The sequence below is a fragment of the Exiguobacterium sp. FSL W8-0210 genome (assembly GCF_038006045.1).
Lineage (GTDB): Bacteria > Bacillota > Bacilli > Exiguobacteriales > Exiguobacteriaceae > Exiguobacterium_A.
In genome coordinates this window covers 1669825-1687839 of sequence record NZ_JBBOUK010000001.1, presented here as the reverse complement: position 1 = coordinate 1687839, position 18015 = coordinate 1669825, and the positions used below count along the sequence as shown (strand labels likewise).

Below are 18015 nucleotides of genomic sequence, written 5' to 3'. Positions count from 1 at the left end.
TAAATTTAATTATTTATGCATTGATTAATTGTGCGTGTACAATTAAAGTTAAAGGGTATTCAAGCGTCATATTCAGGGGAGGTACACGATATGGGCAAGGTTCGCGATTATCAACAATTGGCGCATTCGATTTTAGAAGCCGTCGGGGGAGAAGACAACGTCATCAGCGCCGTCCGATGTGCCACACGACTTCGTCTTGTATTGAAACGATCGGATTCGTCAGCTAAGGAAACTGTCAGTGCATTACTGGCGTCATTACGGTCGTTGAGTCTGGCGGGCAGTTTCAAGTCGTCATTGGTCAACACGTCGGAGAAGTTCATCAAGAATTTTTGAAGCTCGTCGATTTGGAATAATCGGAAGCGGAAGAGGCACCGAAAGGGACGGTCCTCAACCGAATCATTGCGACGATGTCAGCGGTCTTTGCACCGTTCGTCTACATCTTAGCTGCAGCGGGGATTCTGCAGGGAACTTTAATTTTGACGACGCTCGCTTTTCCAGCATTTGCGAAGACAGGTACTTATGAAGTCTTCAGCTTCATCTCATGGGCACCATTTACGTTCTTGCCGATTTTCATTGCCATAACGGCAGCGAATCATTTTAAGGTCAACGCCTTCATCGCGGTCGCCTGTATTGCGGCACTTGTCAGTCCAACATGGGCAGATATCGCAGCACGCATCACGGCTGGTGAATCCATCACGTTCCTAGGAATCGCTTTATCCGGTACAACGTATACGTCATCGGTCTTACCGCCATTATTCCTCGTCTGGATTTTGTCCTATGTCGAGCGATTCCTGAACAAGACGATTCATGAAGTCATTCGTCCGTTGTTCGTTCCATTCTTCAGTATGGTATTGATGGTGCCGCTTACGATTCTCTTGATCGGACCGATCACGACACTTGGTGCAGAAGGGATCGCAAACGGGTATAACTACTTAGCGGAGAATGCTCCAGCGGTAGCTGGTCTCATCATCGGTGGCTTCTGGCAAGTCATCGTTATCTTCGGTGTCCACTGGGGTGTCACGCCGATGGTGCTCGCAAACTTCGAGCAATATGGTCGCGACTCGTTCCAAGCCTATCAAACGATTGCCGTCATCGCCCAAATCGGTGCTGTCATCGGGGTCATCTTGAAAGCACGTAACAAAGAAACGAAAAAAGTCGGGGTCTCAGCCGGACTGACGGGCATCTTCGGTATCACGGAACCAGCCATCTATGGGGTGACGCTCCGTTTTAAAAAACCGTTTATCTATGGCTGTATCTCGGGAGCAATCGGTGCTGTCACAGCAAGTTTCTTTAAACCGTATTACTTTGCCTACGCCGGATTACCGGGACCATTGACGCTCGTCAACGGCATCGATTCCGACTATCCATCGTCGATCATCGGCTTATTGATTGGAACGGCGATTGCCTTGATTCTACCGATCGTTTTGATTCAAGTGTTCGGTTTCGTGGAGCAGGCTGCTCCAGTCGTAGCACCTGAAAGTACAGCGACACCAGTTGCAAAACAGGAAGTCAGCGCAACTCTGACAAATGAAGAGACGCTTCGCGCACCACTTGAAGGAACGATTGTTGCTTTATCAGATGTAACGGATCCTGTATTTGCTTCCGGTGCGATGGGACAAGGGGTAGCGATTCGTCCGACGAACAACCGGGTCACGGCTCCGTTTGACGGTACTGTCGTCATGGTCGCCCCATCAGGTCACTCGATCGGATTACGCTCGACGAGTGGTGTCGAAGTTTTGATCCATATCGGTCTTGAGACCGTGACGCTCGACGGTAAACCGTTTACGCTTCACGTCAAAGAAGGCGAATCCGTGACGACAGGCGATCTCCTCGTAACGTTTAATGCGACAGCGATTGAAGCGAATGGACTCGAGACGATCACGCCAATCATTATCACGAACACGCAGAGTTATGCACAAATCCTACCGACGGACGAGACGGTCACGACGGCAAACACACAGATCTTGACGATCATCAAGTAAGAGAAATAGAAGGAGGACATGAAGATGAAGACATTACCAAATGATTTCCTATGGGGCGGTGCGTTAGCAGCGCATCAATTCGAAGGCGGCTGGAACGCTGGCGGAAAAGGACCAAGCGTCGTCGATGTATTGACGGCAGGAGCACACGGCGTTGCACGGCGCATCACGGATCAAGTAGAAGAGGATGAATTCTATCCGAATCACGAGGCGATTGATTTCTATCATCGTTATAAAGAAGATATCGCGCTGTTCGCTGAGATGGGACTGAAGTGTCTCCGGACATCGATCGGTTGGAGTCGGATTTTCCCGAACGGGGACGAGACAGAACCGAACGAAGAAGGACTGAAGTTTTATGATGACGTCTTCGACGAATTACTGAAATACGACATCGAGCCGATCATCACGTTGTCGCATTTTGAGATGCCGCTCCACCTCGCACGTGAATACGGTGGATTCCGCAACCGGAAAGTAGCGCTGTTCTTCGAAAAATTCGCGGAAGTCTGTTTCACGCGTTACAAAGACAAGGTCAAGTACTGGATGACGTTCAATGAAATTAACAACAAGATGGACGTCAGCAATCCATTATTCCTCTGGACGAATTCAGGTGTCCTCCTCGATCCGGAAGAGAACGCGATGGAAGTCATGTATCAAACGGGACACCATGAGTTACTCGCGAGTGCACTAGCTGTCGCGAAAGGGAAAGCGATCAACCCGGACTTCGAGATCGGAGCGATGGTTTCCCATGTACCGATCTATCCGTACTCGTCGCACCCGGAAGACATTCTGCTTGCTGAGACATCGATGCGTCAGCGCTATTTCTTCCCAGACGTCCAAGTCCGCGGCTACTACCCGTCTTACGCGTTGAATGAGTTCAAACGGGAAGGGTATGATATTCCGATTCTAGACGGTGACGCAGAAATCTTGCGAAACGGAACGGTCGATTATCTCGGATTCAGTTACTATATGTCGACGACCGTCAAACATGATGCTGTCGTCAATAACACGGGAAATATCGTCAACGGTGGTCTCGCGAACGGCGTTGAGAACCCATACATCCAGTCGAGTGATTGGGGTTGGGCGATTGATCCGGTTGGTCTCCGATATGCGATGAATCGTCTATACGATCGCTACCAGATTCCGTTGTTCATCGTCGAGAACGGTTTTGGTGCAATTGATACGATCGAGGATGGTCAGATTCATGACACGGCGCGAATTGATTACTTGCGTGCGCATATCGAAGCATTCAAAGCAGCTGTACTCGAAGATGGCGTCGAATTGATTGGTTACACGCCGTGGGGAGTCATCGACATCGTCTCCTTTACGACAGGGGAGATGAAAAAACGCTACGGCATGATCTACGTCGATCGGGATAACGAGGGTAACGGATCGATGGAACGGATGAAAAAGGATTCGTTCGATTGGTATCGTCACGTCATCGAGACGAATGGTGCTGCGTTACACGGTTCAGAGACGGCCAAATGATGAAGTAAGGGGTAACGGAAAAAATCCGTTGCCTCTTTTTTTAAAGAATTAGAATGAAAAAGAAGTGGGGTATGGCACACTAAGGAAAAAACGGAGGACCGGTAAATGATTAAAAAACGCTATGCCGATCGACGTGACTGGCGTCGCATCACACAGCGACACTATGTGCAAGAACAGGTCGAAAATGAACTGTTCAACGGACATGTGACACTTCTTCAACTGATTGAAGTCGCTTCACCGTTAGATGTCCGTTATGGTGACGAAACGATTCGAATCGCTGACGCTGGTTACGTCTGGGTACAACAATTCCCAAGTGATGCCCATCATGCCGTGACCTCGATGTTTGACGCCGCAGGTCAGTTAGTACAAACCTATATCGATATCTGTCTTCGTACCGGAGTGGAGGACGGACGAGTCTACTGGGAGGATCTGTTTCTCGATCTGATCACCTTGCCATCGGGACAAGTTTTGTTAATCGACACGGACGAACTAGAAGCAGCACGAGATCAAGGGGAGGTCTCACAAGCGGAATATGCGCTCGCTTGGGCAGAAGCGAAGCGACTGCAAAAACAACTACAAGATGGATCTTTTCCGCTCGTCGCACACGCAGAAGTGATGAAACAGCAACTCAAACAGGGAACACCGCGTTGACGGGGTTCCCTGTTTTTTAGGCGTGTCGCTCTGCTTTAACTTCGTTCGTCGTAAAGTACCGTTGCTTGCGCGGGAGGAGAACCAATCCGAGAAAACAGATTGTCACGATCACGAGGAGGCAGGCAAATAGAATCGTACTGAAGCGAATCGACCAGATATCACCGAGCAGACCGATGCCGACGATCGCTAGAATCTGTAGCAGACTGACACCGACTCCGTAAAGACTCGTAAAGCGTCCCATTAAGTGTAGTGGAATATTCGTCTGTTGGAACGTTAGGAAACCGGTCCCCGCAAATGCGTGGAAACAACCGAGCAACAAGAAACCGATACAGACGATTGAAAATGAATTCGCACTTGCATACAGCATGTAACCGACAGCGACAAATACATAGCCAATCGTCAGCATCGTCCGAACGGAGAATGTTTTAGCATAGCGGGCGACGACCCAGCTGCCGGCGACGGAACCAATCCCAGTCAGGCTCATCAGTAAACCGTAATCGGTTTCCGATAAGCCGATGCTCCGCTGTAAAAAGACGACTTCTTGCGTATCAAGTGCAAGTGTCGCGATCATCATCAACATCGCGAGGATATACAATCCCGTCACGTAGCGTGCGCTTTTGCTAAACTGATAGATAAGCCGCCAATCGGATATAATGTCTTGCAGCCGCATCCCTCGTTCGACCGAACCAGTAAAACGCGGCAAGCGCATCAGCAGGACAGCTGATGCGAGAAACGAGATGGCGTTGAGCCAAATAGCAACGTCGGCAGAAGCAACATAGAGCAGTCCTCCAGCGAGAGCAGGACCAATCAAAAAAGCACCAGACGTGATCAGACTACGATAGGCATTAAATGACGTCCGGTCGTTTTGTGGAACAAGCGTCGTGATGTAGGTCAACGTTGCCGGTTCGACGACCGCTTTGATGATAGCTAAGGCGATCAAGTCGATGTAAAGCAATGATAATGGTAGAAATGGCATGATACCGATTAAGAAAGCACGTAACAAATCAGTCTGAATCAACAGTCGACGTAAGTCGGATCGATCGACCCAACTTCCCGCGAACGACTTGATGACGAGAGCGACGACCGGACTGATGACCCAAAGCGCAGCAACGGCTGACGCTGAGCCGGTCAAGCGATAGATGTAAACGTTGATCGCAACGAGATAAATGAAGTCACCAAACTGTGAAATACCGAGCGCACTCAAGAGTGTTCGTTCCCGAGAAGACATGACAGCATCCTTTCTTACATCATTTTCCAATAGTATACCAGAAAATTCTGATAACGTTTTCGTATATCTCTATACTTTTTGTAGTAGAGTGGGTATACTTGGAAAAAATCAAGGGAAGAAGGGTTCAATCATGTTAACGACCATCGATTTATATCAAGCTTTGCCTATACTTGAAACGGAACGACTCCGTTTGCGACCAGTTCGCATGGAAGATGCACCAGATATCTATGCCTACACGAAAGATGAAGAGACGGCGCGATATGTCAGCTGGCATGCGCATAAAAGCCTCACGGACTCTGAGCAATTCGTCGAACATATCCTTCGTCAATACGAACAAGGAAATCCGGCACCTTGGGCAATCGAAGACAAAACGAGCGGACGAGTCATCGGAACGATTGATTTCATCAAAGTCTCGTTTGAGCAACAGCAAGCAGAACTCGGTTATGCGCTGTCGCGCGATTACTGGGGGAAGGGTTTGATGCCGGAAGCAGCAGCGCGTCTCGTACAGTACGGTTTTGAGACACTCGGACTCGAGCGCATTCAAGCCCGTTGTTTTGTTGCGAATGATGGATCAGCTCGTGTCATGGAAAAAATCGGCATGACGTTCGAAGGAACCTCGCGGAGTGCTTTATTCGTTAAAGAGCGTTTCTGGGACTTAAAAATTTATGCGATCACGCGTAGCGATTACGAAGGGAAGTAAGAGATGGGTTCACGACTGATGCATGCCTACATCGGAAAACGATTGATTACGTTACTTTCGGAACTAGACCCCGCTCGATTTCTTCTCGGTGCGGTCGCTCCTGATGTATGCTATGACGAGAAGGAGCAAGCCCACTATTATACGGGTGAATTAGCGAGCGGAACACGAGCGATTGACTACGAAGCGTTTTGGAGAGACTCGACGTCTTGGGATCCATCTTTTCGAAGTGGCTACTACGTCCATCTGATAGCGGACGATATTTGGTTACGCGGTTTTTACATGAGTTGGTTACGGCAAGCGATCATAGCTGACGTCTCGATCGGTTCAAGGTATCATGATGACTTCAGGCGGTACAATACACGCATTGCTCCGTTCGTGAACTGGAATGAACAAGCGATCAACGGAGCGCTTCATGAAGTGAGTGTGCAGTCGAGGTGGAAAGCACTTCCGCATTTCATTAGAGAGGTAGAAGAGGACCAACGAACCGTTCTGCCACAAGAATATGATATCTTGTTGCCGCATCAATTGGATGGATACATCGAAACAGCGATTGAACGGTCCATCCATCACTTAGGTGAAAAAGGGCTAAAGATTGATCCAGCCAAAGAATCATTTCTGAATCATTGAAATGATCCATCTGACGATTCCGAATAATATGTAACAGCATCCGTTCAGCAGACCAAACCAAATGATACTTAATAAATTTCCTAAACCTGTGAACCAGTCCGTAAATGGTGTGAGAAATAGAAAGAATACGATAACGGTCGAACTGACAGAAAGAATGAAGAAAAAAATCGCTAAACCAGCGATTATAGAAGAAATAAGTCGCTTATAGATAAGATAGATCGCTGCCACGTTCAACGATAAAATATAGACCACAAACGCAATTGAAAATAATTGCGACATAAAATCACCTCCGAATAACAATAAGACGAAGAACGCATCCATTTAGATTAGGATGCGTTTTTCTATGTTTATTGTAAGATGTCTTGAAAATAATCGTATGAATACGGTTGAACAAAAAGAAAATCGATTTTTAAATTTTAATTCAAAGCAAAACACTCGGAATAAGTTTAAAACTATGTTATATTGGAAATAAGAAAAGTAAGGAAGTAAGGAATACAAGAAAAACACAGAAAGAAGGAAGTTCGTGATGGAGCTATCAAAGTTAACGTCAAAAGGACAAATCACCATCCCCAAAAAAATTCGGCAGGCCTTGCAAGTAGGGGAAGGAGATCGCGTGGCATTCATTGAGGAGGACGGGTTTGTCATCATGGCGAAAGCGGATTTGAAACAGCTGCATGACCTTCAAGATATATTGAGTGATGAGGCGTTCAAGACACTCATCCACAAAGCGAATCATCATTTGTAAAAACAAAAAAAGGAGGAAATAACAGATGGATATGCGAGAAGTAGATTTACCAGGAATCGGACGGAAGTTCGAAGGCATCACGACACGAGGAGATAAGGTGGTCGTCATCGTCCATGATGATGGACGACGCGAGATGCATCACTACGATGACGATGATTTTGATGAGAGCATCTCGAGCGTGACGTTCAATGACGCAGAAGCCCGTCAGATGGCAGGAATTCTCGGAGGATTATCCTATAAGCCGAAGGATCTTGAAAAGATCGAACTCGCGTTTGATGATCTCGTCATCGAGTGGTTCAAAGTCGGTCAGGATTCAAAGGTCAACAATCGAACGATTGGAGAACTCGATGTCCGTAACCATTACGATATTTCAATCATTGCGGTGCTCAAGCATGACCGTTCAAAATCGCTTAACCCAGGACCGGATACACGCCTTGAAGCCGGTGATACGATCGTCTTATCTGGAGAGCGTCAAAACATCCGTCACATCACGAAAGCATTATTCTCAATCGAAGGAGGCGGATAATATATGGATCATCTCATATTTGAAGTCGGTACCGCGCTTATCTTAGTGGCAATCGCGGCAGTGCTCGCGAACAGACTCAATTTCTCGATCATCCCGTTTCTAATCATTCTCGGGATGATTGTTGGACCGCACGCTCCGACAATCGGGATACTAGACTTCAAGTTCATTGAAAGTGCTGAGTTCATCAGCTTCCTCGGACGAATCGGTGTCCTGTTCCTCTTATTCTATCTCGGACTCGAGTTCTCGGTCGGTAAGTTAATCCGGTCCGGAAAATCGATTGTCACGAGCGGAACGATTTATTTATCGATTAACTTTACCGGTGGTCTCTTATACGGGTTCATCGCCGGATTCCCACTCTATGAAGTACTCGTCATCGCCGGGATCATTACGATCTCCTCCAGTGCGATCGTGGCGAAAGTCCTCGTTGATCTCCGCCGGACCGGTAATACGGAGACGGAGCTGATTCTTGGAATCATCATGTTCGAGGACATCTTCCTCGCCGTTTATTTGTCGGTCTTATCGGGACTGCTTCTCGGCGGTGGGACGACGTTACTCGCATCTCTTACCTCAATCTTGATCGCCCTCGGCTATATGTTGCTGTTCTTCATCGTCGCTCGGAAGGCAACACCGCTTTTGAATAAGATGCTGAAGATCGCCTCGGATGAAGTCTTCATCATCGTTGTCTTTGCTGCCTTGTTCTTCATCGCCGGATTCTCGGAAACGATTCATGTTGCAGAAGCAATCGGGGCGTTGTTACTCGGTCTCGTCTTCTCGGAAACCGATCAAGGCGAACGGATCGAACATCTCGTCGTCCCATTCCGTGATTTCTTCGGTGCGATCTTCTTCTTCAGTTTCGGATTGAGTATCGATCCGACGATGTTACTTGACGCCGTCTGGCTCGCACTCGGTGCCGTCGTCATCACGATCATCGGGAACTACGTGGCTGGTATGATTGCGGGACGTAAAGCAGGCTTGTCACACAAAGCATCCTCGAACATCGGCTTGACGATCGTCTCGCGCGGGGAGTTCTCGATCATCGTCGCGAATCTCGGAATTGCCGGTGGATTGATGGATATCTTGTCACCATTCTCAGCCTTGTACGTCTTGATTCTCGCCATTCTCGGACCGTTGATGACGAAGGAATCGAAACGGATTTACAACGTCATGAATAAAATCTTTAAGTGGACGGAACCAAAAGCGAAAAAGACGAAGAAAAATGCCTAATCTGATGTAAACGAACAACCGGTTCGCTTTCCCGAACCGGTTGTTGTTATTTAAGTCAAGACTTCATACGTTGCCATCAGGAATTGTCCCGAATGGCGACTCGCTGTCAAACGAAGATGCGTTTCATTCGTCCCTTCCGGAAACAGCGGGATGCCTGTTCCGAGGATGACAGGCGCGATCGCCAGTTCAATCGAGCGGATGCGTTTTAAGCGCAACGCTTCTTGAATCAATTCGCCACCACCGATCAGCCAAACGTTACCTTCGATCGTTGGCGAAATCCGGTCGAGCAGTTGATCGAGCGGTTCATCCGTATAGGTGACCGTCTCAGACGTTCGTTGCGTCCGGCTATAGATATAACTCGGAATATCTGCGTAAGGGTATGTCTCGCTGAGTTGTAGGACTTCATCATATGTTTTTCGTCCCATGATGACGGCACCGACTTGATCATAGAACGCTTGATAACCATTATCCCCGTCTCCGGCAACGGCAAATAACCAATCAAGTGAACCGTCGAGTCTGGCAATTTTTCCCGTCAAGACTACAAGCGATATAAAGAACGGTCGTAGGTTGTGACATCCATAATTCCTCCTTTTGCATCGTGTGACTTCATCTTAGCGTATAATGACGACAAAAGATGTCGTTATTTGAGGAGGAAATGTATGAATACGAGACAATGGCGTTTAGTCCGCTTGTTAAACCGGGGGGAACACTTCTCTGCACGGATGCTTGCGGAAGACTGTCAGGTGTCGATCCGGACGATTCAACGGGACATGACGGTACTTGAAGCAAATGGTTATCCGATCTACAGCGAACCAGGCGTAGCGGGGGGTTACCGGATGCTGCCGCACCGGAACATGCCGCCACTCGTCTTGACGGATGAAGAGACGATTGTCTTATTCATCCTTCTGGAATGGGTCGGACAGATTCCCGATTTTCCATTCGGTACGATTCGACAGGAAGTCGCTGAACGCTATGCGAACGAGTTACCGAAAATGACGGAGCAACAGATTGTAAAATGGAAAGACCGCTTTCGCTTTCAAACGGTCGACACACCACCGTCGCCGCAAAATCCAGCGTTACTCGACTTGTTAGAGAGCGGACGGATGGGGAATATTCTGTATGAGACGACAAAAGGACGACGCATGATCGTCGTAGATCCGATTGGTTTATCGTTCGAACAGAATCGCTGGTACTTCTATGGACAGACGAATCGAGGGTATCGCCAGTTCCGTGTTGATCGGATCAAAGACGTGACGCTTCATGAGTTGCCAGCAACCGAGTTAACCTTTTCAGATTTGGAACAAGACATGACACGTGTACCGATGACGACGGTGAAACTGGAAGTATCACCATTAGGCGAACGGTTGCTAGAGGGGATTTTACCGATTCAGTCGGAACGAACATGGTTGGTTCCGGAAACCGAACTGCCGTATCTCGGACGCCAATTGATGCGGCTCGGTCCGGAAGTGCGAGTCCTTGAACCACTCGAACTCCGGGAGCAGTTGATTCGTCAAGCAGAAGAAATGATTGCTGTGCAACGGTCCGATAAGGCGCTCGGACAGGATTGATTAAAAAACTATGTTAGGATATAGGTAGAAAGAAACAATAGAGGAAGGGGTCTTCCATGGAAACACTATCATTGATTTTATTGATGCTTGCGCTTATTTTATTGACGCAAGTCATCGGACATTACATCCGTTTCATCCCAACGGCTTTGATTCAAATCATTGCCGGAACCGTCGCCGCTCTCCTGATGAGTGGTTTGACGATCGAGGTCGAATCCGAGTGGTTCCTCCTCTTATTCATCGCACCGTTACTTTACAACGATAGTTCTCACTTCCCACGAGAAGATTTATGGCGGATGCGGACAGCGATCTTCGGGAACGCGATCATTCTCGTCTTGTTGACGACGATCGTCGGAGGGTACTTCATCAACTGGTTGATTCCAGTTATTCCAGTCGCTGCTGCCTTTGCTTTAGCTGCGATTTTATCGCCGACCGATCCGATTGCCGTCAACGGGATTGCGAAACGTGTCCAGATTCCAGAACAGATTCTGACGCTCGTCCGTGGAGAATCGCTGATCAATGACGCATCGGGACTCGTTGCGTTCAGTTATGCGGTCGCTGCTGTCGTCACAGGGTATTTCTCGCTTCAAAGCGCAACGACTGAGTTCTTCTACATGTTCATCGTCGGAGCATTGATCGGATTGACGATTTCACTCGCGATGAACTTTCTCAAGGTTCGCTTGCGTCGCGCCGGCATTGAAGATGTTGTCTTTTATGCCTTGCTGCAAATTTTAACGCCATTCATCATCTTCTTCATCGCCGAAGAAGGGTTTCACGCGTCAGGCGTCATCGCCGTCGTGACAGGTGGTATCTTGCATGCCTTGATCAAAGAACGGACGGAAACGTTCTTTGCACAAGAGCAGACGTTGACGGATAACATCTGGACGATGATTGCGTATACGCTAAACGGGATCATTTTCTTATTGCTTGGTTTGACGTTGCCGGAAGCGACACGCGAGATTTTTGCAGATGATGCGATCAACAACTGGCGTCTCATGTTATATGTCATCGAAATCGGTTCATTCATTCTCGCGATCCGTCTCGTCTGGACGATGTTCTTCAATTGGTTCGATCATCGGTTCTTTAAAAAAGAGGACCGCGATCATCGTCGACCGTCCTTCAAACAAGATTTGATTACGACACTGGTCGGGGTTCGCGGAACGATCACGATGGTCGGGGTCTTGTCATTACCGTTCTTGACGGAGTCCGGCGAAGCCTTCCCGGAACGCTCATTGATCATCTTCCTTGCAGCGGGTGTCATCATCTATACACTCGTTCTCGCAACGATTCTCTTACCGGTCTTGAACCGGGGAGAAGCGGCGACACCGATCGCACTCGACCTGAATGCCCAAAAACAACGGATGATTCGCCGGGCGATCTCAGAGATTAAGCAAGTGACGGATGAAGACAATGCAGTCGTTGCGTTTGATCTTCTCAATGAGTATCATGTCATGCTTCGATTACTGCGAGCGCAGGAGAAAAGTCAGGAAGAACTAAACCAGTTCAATGACCAATTAAAAGCCCTACGTCTTGAAGCCGTTCAGTGGGAGAAGGAAGAAACGAAACGCTTCGTCGCCGAGCACAAGGTGCCGGATCTGTTGAAGAAGGACGTTTTCCGCTCAATCGAAAATCGCCGTAAGGCGATCGGCAAGGATTCGCGTTTCCAAATCGTCCAACCGATTCGTAAACTGTGGTGGAAGCGGAAACGATCGAACATGTCGTCTGATGCGTTGATTCAAATGACACAAGTCGAGCATGAACTATATGAAAAGGTAATGGGCACAGTGATTGAACGTCTCGAGAATTGCCGTTCATCGTATCCGCCAGACGTCGTTCAAAGCGTGCTGGAGTTCTATAAACGACTTCGCTTCAAACATACGCGCTGGTCGTCACCAATCGGTGGCAAGGACGTCGATCAGCAGAAGGAAGAGCTCTGCTTGAAAGCCATCGAAGTCCAGCGTCTTGAAATCGCCAATATGTCAAAAGAAGGGGATCTCTCGAACGAAGAAGAGAAGGAGTTACGCCGCTTCATTCACTATATCGAGAGTGTCGTTCTCTACGAATACGTTGAATAATATTTAAAAAAAGACAAGAAGAGCAAACTTTTAATGCTCTTCTTGTCTTTTTTTATATCACGACTTGAGTGCCAACTTCTGAAAAAATAAAACGAGTAACTGTATGGGCATAAGGATGGATTTGTTCTATAAAAAATTCTGCCTCTTGAAACGTTTGGAAATGTAATTTTAGCATGAAGCAAGAATCACCAGATATTCGATAACAAAAGTCAACGTTAGTAAGTTGCTGTATGTGATTTTTAAATGTATCGTAGCGTCCTTCTTTAATGGTTGCTTCTACTAAGCATTCAATAGGAGACCCTAACTTTTCGTAATCGATTTTTAAACTGTATTTTTGAATGAGTCCAAAAGATTCCATTTGTCGGACACGCTCTGTTACGGAGGGAGCGGATAAATTAACTCGTTTTGCTAATGAACGCATCGATAATCGACTATCTTGAGCTAATTCATTTAAAATTTGTCGATCAATTATGTCAATTTTCAATTGTAAATCCTCCTCCGAAATAAAATGTTGAACAGTAAGTATTTTATCGTCAAATGTATCAAATGAAATGCAAGGATGCTTGATTATTATATAAAATATTTTGTAGAAGGAGTGACGAGAATGACAAAAATACCTTTATCCCAAATAGGAGAAACACCGTTTCAGAAATTATTAGGTCACAACGCCAAAATCTTAAATAGTTGGACGATGCTTGAAAGAGACTTGGTTGAAGAAGGAATCCTAAGTTCAGATTTGAAAGAACAAGTTCGAAGAACATTGGCACAATCAAATGGATGTGCCTATTGTAAGGCTAAAGGAAAGCCGAAGAAGAACATCATGGATGAAAAAATGATTTTAGCTATTGGATTTGCAGATCTCTTTTTAACGGTAAAGGGGAATATTCCTGATTCCATATTTTCATTGATGAAAGAAACATTTACTGCTCAAGAAATCAGCGAGTTATGTGCGTTCATTACGTTTTGTACAGCATCTCAATATTTTGGAGCAATCATGAATTTACAGCCAACAGATATCCCTGATTCGACTTATACTTAATTGAATGCTCATTAGTTCAACGTAAATATAAAGAAATACTAGGACATATTTGATTCGTTATTGTTAGTCTGAAGATAAAAATGTAACTCTTTAATAAAGTGATAAAAATTGAATTTTCTGTTGGTCTTAATCATTTTCTTTACATCAGAGGTTTTCCTCTAGTACTTTCCGAACAGCCCAACGTTGATGTTCGTGGAATAAATCTTCTGTTGCTTTAGAAGGATTAATCCACCTTAAAAAGTGGTTTTCTTCAATGGAATCTTTTATTTTTTTATCCGCATGACAGACATAAAAATAACCTTCACCCAAATAGTAAGTACATTCATTATGAGAGTAGAAATATCGATTTGCGCGTCCGATAAAAGCACTGATTTCGATATCCAGTCCGGTTTCTTCTAAAACTTCTCTTTTAAGACAGTCCTCGTGCGTTTCGTGTGCGTCGATTCCGCCACCTGGAAGAAAATATTTACCGTCACTTTTTTGAATGACAGCTATTTTGTCTAACTGACGATTGAACATTACAGCAGAGACAGCCGGTCTTGTTATGTAGCGTTGATTATTTTCTTTCTGACCAAAGGAGATGACATCCATTCCTGCATCCGTCCTTTCATATGATCTCTCATTTTGAATTATACCTTAAAAAGTAACTTGCACGGAGGAGCTACTCATTCATGGGCATCACCGATACAAAGAGGCTGGGACATAACTAGCTGAATTTAACGAAAAGAAGGAATTGCCATCACTGAGGATGTGCAATTCCTTCTTTTTTCATTGTCTCTCGTCAAGCTGCCCTTCGGGCAACGCTTTGGATGAGCCATTTCCTCAAATTTACGGCCATGAGGATGAAGCCGAGCTCACGCTTCACCTTCGCTTTTCCTCGCACAGAAAAGCGAGTGAAACTCAAATTAGCCTTCAGATATCCAAAAACTGGTTCCACGTCTATCTTCCGTTTCGCATAGAGGGATCCTGTTTTTTGATCTGAAAGCCATTTTTTCATCTGTTCTTTTTGTTCTTCCCATGAAGTGTTTATGTGTACCTGTCGGTGACGCCCTTCTTCGGCCTTTGTACAACGGGAGCGGAACGGGCAGCCATCACACCCTTCACTTTCATACACCTTGAAATCACGCGTGAATCCGTAACGATCTGTTCTCTTGGACATGTAACGGAACGTTACGTCCTGTCCATTCGGGCACACAAACCGATCCGCCGTTTCATCGTAAGACCAGTTCGCTGTGTTAAAGGGATCGTTGCGCCATTTTCGCGACTTTTCTTTTTCGAACATCGTGTAAGGGATGAGTGGAATGCGCCCACGGCGCATCAGAATATCCTGATAATTCTCCTGACTCCCATAGCCGGCATCCGCAACGATATGCGGTGGTAGTGGTAAATATGAGCTGACCTCATCTAAAAAGGGGAGTAACGTCCGGGCATCCGTCGGATTCGGATAAATATCATAAGCGAGTGTGTATTGTCCTTCGGTCGCGATTTGAACGTTATAGCCTGGTTTGAGTTGTCCATTTTGCATATGATCTTCTTTCATTCGCATGAACGTCGCGTCCGTGTCCGTTTTCGAATAGCTGTTCCGTCCAGCGAGCGTCCTCTTTTGAAGGGCGTATCTCTGTTTCCGCTCGATGAAATCTGTAATTTCCTTTCGAAGGAGACGTGGTTCCTTCCGTTCAGAACGCAGACGTTTTCTTTCTTGGGTGTCCGTACTCGCCTCGATTTTTTGGTTGATGGAAGCGATATGTGCGTCTACAGCTTCACCCATGTGTTCGAGTTCTGAGAGAGTAAGCTCGTCCGGGTTTTCTCGTTCAATTTCCGGTAGGATGTCTTGTTCGACGAGGTTGTCATAGATACGATTCGATTTGTCCACGAGAGACGCACTATGACGTTCAATCGATTTCCGCCAAACAAAGGTATATCGGTTCGCATTCGCCTCTAACTTTGTACCATCGATAAAGATGGCTTCTTCATTGATTTCTCCCATCTCGACGAGATGGCAACGGAAGGTAACGAAGGCTTGCTTCAATATCGGAGTGACTGCGGGATGCACTCGAAAACGGTTGATGGTACGATAGCTCGGCGCATTCCCTTGTGCTAGCCACATCATCCGCAGACTATCGGATAGTAATCCTTCAATCTTCCGACCGGAGAAGACCGATTGTGTGTAGGCACATAAGATAATTTTCATCATCATGCGTGGATGGTAAGCCGGGCATCCTGTCGTGCGCATGAAAGGCTCGAACACATCGTCTGGAATGGATTCGACGAGATGGTGGACAGCGAACGCAATATCATTTTCTTGAAGACGAACTTCTAAATCTAAGGGCAGAACCAGCTGGTTCATGTTATAATCTTTAAACATAAGGGCACCTCCGATGGTTATGGTTTGATCACTTTAACTTTATCAGAGGTTGTCCTTATTTGTTTATTCAGAATCGGTTTTTTTTCATAGAACAAGGCCCTCGAAACGTATAGTCGTTTCGAGGGCCTTTTGTTTGTGAAACTGAGTTATGTCCCAGCCTCTACCTATGAATAAAGATGGTTCGTTTCAAACGAAATGTCTGATGGATTAACCGAGCGACAAGTATTTGACTTCGAGATAATCTTCGATGCCGTAGACGCCACCTTCACGTCCAAGACCACTCTCTTTGTAGCCACCAAATGGGGCTTGTGCTGCAGATGGCGCACCATCGTTCAGACCGACGATCCCGTATTCGAGTCGTTTTCCGAGCATCAATGCTTCATCGATGCGTTCAGAGAACGCGTAAGCCGCTAGTCCGTATGGCGTGTTGTTCGCCCGTTCGATGACTTCATCAAGTGTCTCAAAGACAGAGATCGGTGCGAGCGGACCAAACGTCTCTTCCTGCATGCAAAGCATGTCTTCTGTGACATTCGCAAGCACGGTTGGAGTGACGAAGTAGCCGACAGATTCGTCAATCGTACCACCAGTCAGGATCGTTGCACCTTTTGCGACAGCGTCATCGATGTGTGCTTTGACTTTTGCGACGGCTTTCGCATTGATCAATGGACCAACTGTCGAGTCAGCGTCCATCCCGTTACCGACTTGCAGTTGTTTGACGGCTGCTGTGAATTTTTCCGTGAATGCGTCAAGAACAGACGCTTGCACGTAGAAGCGGTTCGTCGCGACACACGCTTGTCCACCATTTCGGAATTTAGAGCGCATCGCCCCTTCGACGGCTTTATCGAGATCCGCATTTTCCGTGACGATGAAGGGTGCGTGACCACCGAGTTCAAGTGATAGTTTTTTCATCGTATCGGCTGCTTGACGCATGATCAATTTCCCGACGGCTGTTGAACCTGTGAACGTGATCTTCCGGACGCGAGAATCGGCTTGCCAGACGCCACTGATCGTTGCCGCGTCACCTGTTAGGACGTTGATGACACCTTTAGGGATACCTGCTTCTTCTGCTAATTCAACGAGACGAAGTGCCGTAAACGGTGTTTCTTCCGATGGTTTAAGGACAATCGTACAACCCGCTGCAAGAGCCGGTGCAAGTTTACGTGTGATCATCGCTGCCGGGAAGTTCCATGGTGTGATCGCTGCGACGACACCGACTGGTTCTTTTTCGACGAAGAGTCGTTTTCCTGGAACAGAAGCCGGAATCGTTTCACCGTAAATCCGGCGTGCTTCTTCAGCGTACCAACGGACGTATTGATTGCCGTAATCGACTTCACCGAGTGCTTCGACGTACGGCTTTCCTTGTTCTGTCGTCATGATCCGAGCGAGTTCCTCACGGTGTTCGTTGATCAAGCGATACCAGGCATCGACTAAATTCGCGCGTGTGTCTGCTGTTTCATTTGACCACTTGACGAATGCTTCGCTCGCTGCGTCAACGGAACGTTGTGCGTCTTCCGCTGAACTTGCCGGAACATGTCCGAGCAGTTCTTTCGTTGCTGGGTCGTAGACCGGAATCGTTTCTGTCGTATCGTACCATTCACCATTAATTAAGTTCTTTTCAATCATCTTGTTGCACCTCCGTGAATTTCATTACGTCCTTTATTAAACACCTCAAGACGAGTGAGCGGAAGTTCCGCTTTGGATGGACAGTCATAACGAAACGGAATGACTCAAAAAAGTAGTTAATCGACTGAACAATCGGGAACAGTTAGATATAGAGGGGAATGAAAACGTCAAAATTGATGAAGG

16 protein-coding genes and 1 pseudogene are annotated in these 18015 nt (G+C 46.8%); 11 read left to right on the top strand and 6 right to left on the bottom strand.

The window, feature by feature from the left end; all coding sequences use genetic code 11:
* Window positions 1-90: 90 nt before the first annotated feature.
* The 3 genes and pseudogenes from MKY22_RS08990 (at window position 91) to MKY22_RS08980 (ending at window position 4115) form a co-directional block, all read left to right on the top strand.
* Window positions 91-1982: pseudogene (locus MKY22_RS08990) on the top strand (beta-glucoside-specific PTS transporter subunit IIABC).
* Window positions 1983-2006: 24 nt separating this feature from the next.
* Entirely contained in the window at window positions 2007-3464 is a 1458-nt protein-coding gene (bglA, locus tag MKY22_RS08985; RefSeq protein WP_341088404.1) for a 6-phospho-beta-glucosidase BglA, read from the top strand.
* A 105-nt stretch (window positions 3465-3569) separates the two neighbouring features.
* Window positions 3570-4115, top strand: a complete 546-nt coding sequence (locus MKY22_RS08980) for a DUF402 domain-containing protein (protein WP_341088402.1) — start codon at window positions 3570-3572, stop codon at window positions 4113-4115.
* 16 nt (window positions 4116-4131) lie between these two features.
* Here MKY22_RS08980 and MKY22_RS08975 read toward each other — a convergent pair whose 3' ends face one another.
* Window positions 4132-5343, bottom strand: a complete 1212-nt coding sequence (locus MKY22_RS08975) for an MFS transporter (protein WP_341088401.1) — start codon at window positions 5341-5343, stop codon at window positions 4132-4134.
* A gap of 130 nt (window positions 5344-5473) precedes the next feature.
* Between MKY22_RS08975 and MKY22_RS08970 the strand changes: the two genes are divergently transcribed.
* From MKY22_RS08970 to MKY22_RS08950, 5 genes are all read left to right on the top strand, one after another.
* Window positions 5474-6043, top strand: a complete 570-nt coding sequence (locus MKY22_RS08970) for a GNAT family N-acetyltransferase (protein ID WP_064299753.1) — start codon at window positions 5474-5476, stop codon at window positions 6041-6043.
* Window positions 6044-6046: 3 nt separating this feature from the next.
* A complete protein-coding gene (locus MKY22_RS08965; RefSeq protein ID WP_341088397.1) occupies window positions 6047-6670 on the top strand; it encodes a zinc dependent phospholipase C family protein in 624 nt (207 codons plus the stop codon).
* A gap of 526 nt (window positions 6671-7196) precedes the next feature.
* On the top strand, window positions 7197-7415 hold the full coding sequence (locus MKY22_RS08960) for an AbrB/MazE/SpoVT family DNA-binding domain-containing protein (protein WP_341088396.1): 219 nt from the start codon (window positions 7197-7199) through the stop codon (window positions 7413-7415).
* Window positions 7416-7440: 25 nt separating this feature from the next.
* Window positions 7441-7941, top strand: a complete 501-nt coding sequence (locus MKY22_RS08955; RefSeq protein ID WP_029341865.1) for a cation:proton antiporter regulatory subunit — start codon at window positions 7441-7443, stop codon at window positions 7939-7941.
* A gap of 3 nt (window positions 7942-7944) precedes the next feature.
* Window positions 7945-9165 (top strand): cation:proton antiporter, encoded by a 1221-nt coding sequence (locus MKY22_RS08950; RefSeq protein ID WP_195864911.1) that lies wholly within the window; start codon window positions 7945-7947, stop codon window positions 9163-9165.
* A gap of 50 nt (window positions 9166-9215) precedes the next feature.
* On the opposite strand, the gene MKY22_RS08945 is transcribed toward MKY22_RS08950, so the two are convergent.
* Window positions 9216-9701 (bottom strand): dihydrofolate reductase family protein, encoded by a 486-nt coding sequence (locus MKY22_RS08945; RefSeq protein ID WP_341088394.1) that lies wholly within the window; start codon window positions 9699-9701, stop codon window positions 9216-9218.
* Between the two features lie 123 nt (window positions 9702-9824).
* Between MKY22_RS08945 and MKY22_RS08940 the strand changes: the two genes are divergently transcribed.
* Window positions 9825-10733 (top strand): helix-turn-helix transcriptional regulator, encoded by a 909-nt coding sequence (locus MKY22_RS08940; protein ID WP_341088392.1) that lies wholly within the window; start codon window positions 9825-9827, stop codon window positions 10731-10733.
* Between the two features lie 56 nt (window positions 10734-10789).
* On the top strand, window positions 10790-12805 hold the full coding sequence (locus MKY22_RS08935; RefSeq protein ID WP_341088390.1) for a Na+/H+ antiporter: 2016 nt from the start codon (window positions 10790-10792) through the stop codon (window positions 12803-12805).
* 52 nt (window positions 12806-12857) lie between these two features.
* On the opposite strand, the gene MKY22_RS08930 is transcribed toward MKY22_RS08935, so the two are convergent.
* Entirely contained in the window at window positions 12858-13289 is a 432-nt protein-coding gene (locus MKY22_RS08930; protein WP_341088388.1) for an Lrp/AsnC family transcriptional regulator, read from the bottom strand.
* Window positions 13290-13409: 120 nt separating this feature from the next.
* Between MKY22_RS08930 and MKY22_RS08925 the strand changes: the two genes are divergently transcribed.
* Window positions 13410-13844, top strand: coding sequence for a carboxymuconolactone decarboxylase family protein (locus tag MKY22_RS08925; RefSeq protein WP_029341860.1), 435 nt, complete (start codon window positions 13410-13412; stop codon window positions 13842-13844).
* 144 nt (window positions 13845-13988) lie between these two features.
* Here the strand turns inward: MKY22_RS08925 and MKY22_RS08920 are convergent, their stop codons facing one another.
* The 3 genes from MKY22_RS08920 to MKY22_RS08910 all read right to left on the bottom strand — a co-directional run bounded on the left by MKY22_RS08920 (window position 13989) and on the right by MKY22_RS08910 (window position 17832).
* Complete coding sequence (locus MKY22_RS08920) at window positions 13989-14435, bottom strand: NUDIX hydrolase (RefSeq protein WP_341088386.1); 447 nt, start codon at window positions 14433-14435, stop codon at window positions 13989-13991.
* A gap of 190 nt (window positions 14436-14625) precedes the next feature.
* Window positions 14626-16209, bottom strand: coding sequence for an IS1182 family transposase (locus tag MKY22_RS08915; RefSeq protein ID WP_341085783.1), 1584 nt, complete (start codon window positions 16207-16209; stop codon window positions 14626-14628).
* A 207-nt stretch (window positions 16210-16416) separates the two neighbouring features.
* Complete coding sequence (locus tag MKY22_RS08910; RefSeq protein ID WP_029341858.1) at window positions 16417-17832, bottom strand: NAD-dependent succinate-semialdehyde dehydrogenase; 1416 nt, start codon at window positions 17830-17832, stop codon at window positions 16417-16419.
* Between the last annotated feature and the right edge of the window lie 183 nt (window positions 17833-18015).

Excerpts from the sequence above, each read along its gene's own strand:
- bglA (WP_341088404.1), top strand. The coding sequence starts at position 2,007 with ATGAAGACATTACCAAATGATTTCCTATGGGGCGGTGCGTTAGCAGCG.
- MKY22_RS08980 (WP_341088402.1), top strand. The coding sequence starts at position 3,570 with ATGATTAAAAAACGCTATGCCGATCGACGTGACTGGCGTCGCATCACA.
- MKY22_RS08975 (WP_341088401.1), bottom strand. The coding sequence starts at position 5,343 with ATGTCTTCTCGGGAACGAACACTCTTGAGTGCGCTCGGTATTTCACAG.
- MKY22_RS08970 (WP_064299753.1), top strand. The coding sequence starts at position 5,474 with ATGTTAACGACCATCGATTTATATCAAGCTTTGCCTATACTTGAAACG.
- MKY22_RS08965 (WP_341088397.1), top strand. The coding sequence starts at position 6,047 with ATGGGTTCACGACTGATGCATGCCTACATCGGAAAACGATTGATTACG.
- MKY22_RS08960 (WP_341088396.1), top strand. The coding sequence starts at position 7,197 with ATGGAGCTATCAAAGTTAACGTCAAAAGGACAAATCACCATCCCCAAA.
- MKY22_RS08955 (WP_029341865.1), top strand. The coding sequence starts at position 7,441 with ATGGATATGCGAGAAGTAGATTTACCAGGAATCGGACGGAAGTTCGAA.
- MKY22_RS08950 (WP_195864911.1), top strand. The coding sequence starts at position 7,945 with ATGGATCATCTCATATTTGAAGTCGGTACCGCGCTTATCTTAGTGGCA.
- MKY22_RS08940 (WP_341088392.1), top strand. The coding sequence starts at position 9,825 with ATGAATACGAGACAATGGCGTTTAGTCCGCTTGTTAAACCGGGGGGAA.
- MKY22_RS08935 (WP_341088390.1), top strand. The coding sequence starts at position 10,790 with ATGGAAACACTATCATTGATTTTATTGATGCTTGCGCTTATTTTATTG.
- MKY22_RS08925 (WP_029341860.1), top strand. The coding sequence starts at position 13,410 with ATGACAAAAATACCTTTATCCCAAATAGGAGAAACACCGTTTCAGAAA.
- MKY22_RS08920 (WP_341088386.1), bottom strand. The coding sequence starts at position 14,435 with ATGGATGTCATCTCCTTTGGTCAGAAAGAAAATAATCAACGCTACATA.
- MKY22_RS08915 (WP_341085783.1), bottom strand. The coding sequence starts at position 16,209 with ATGTTTAAAGATTATAACATGAACCAGCTGGTTCTGCCCTTAGATTTA.
- MKY22_RS08910 (WP_029341858.1), bottom strand. The coding sequence starts at position 17,832 with ATGATTGAAAAGAACTTAATTAATGGTGAATGGTACGATACGACAGAA.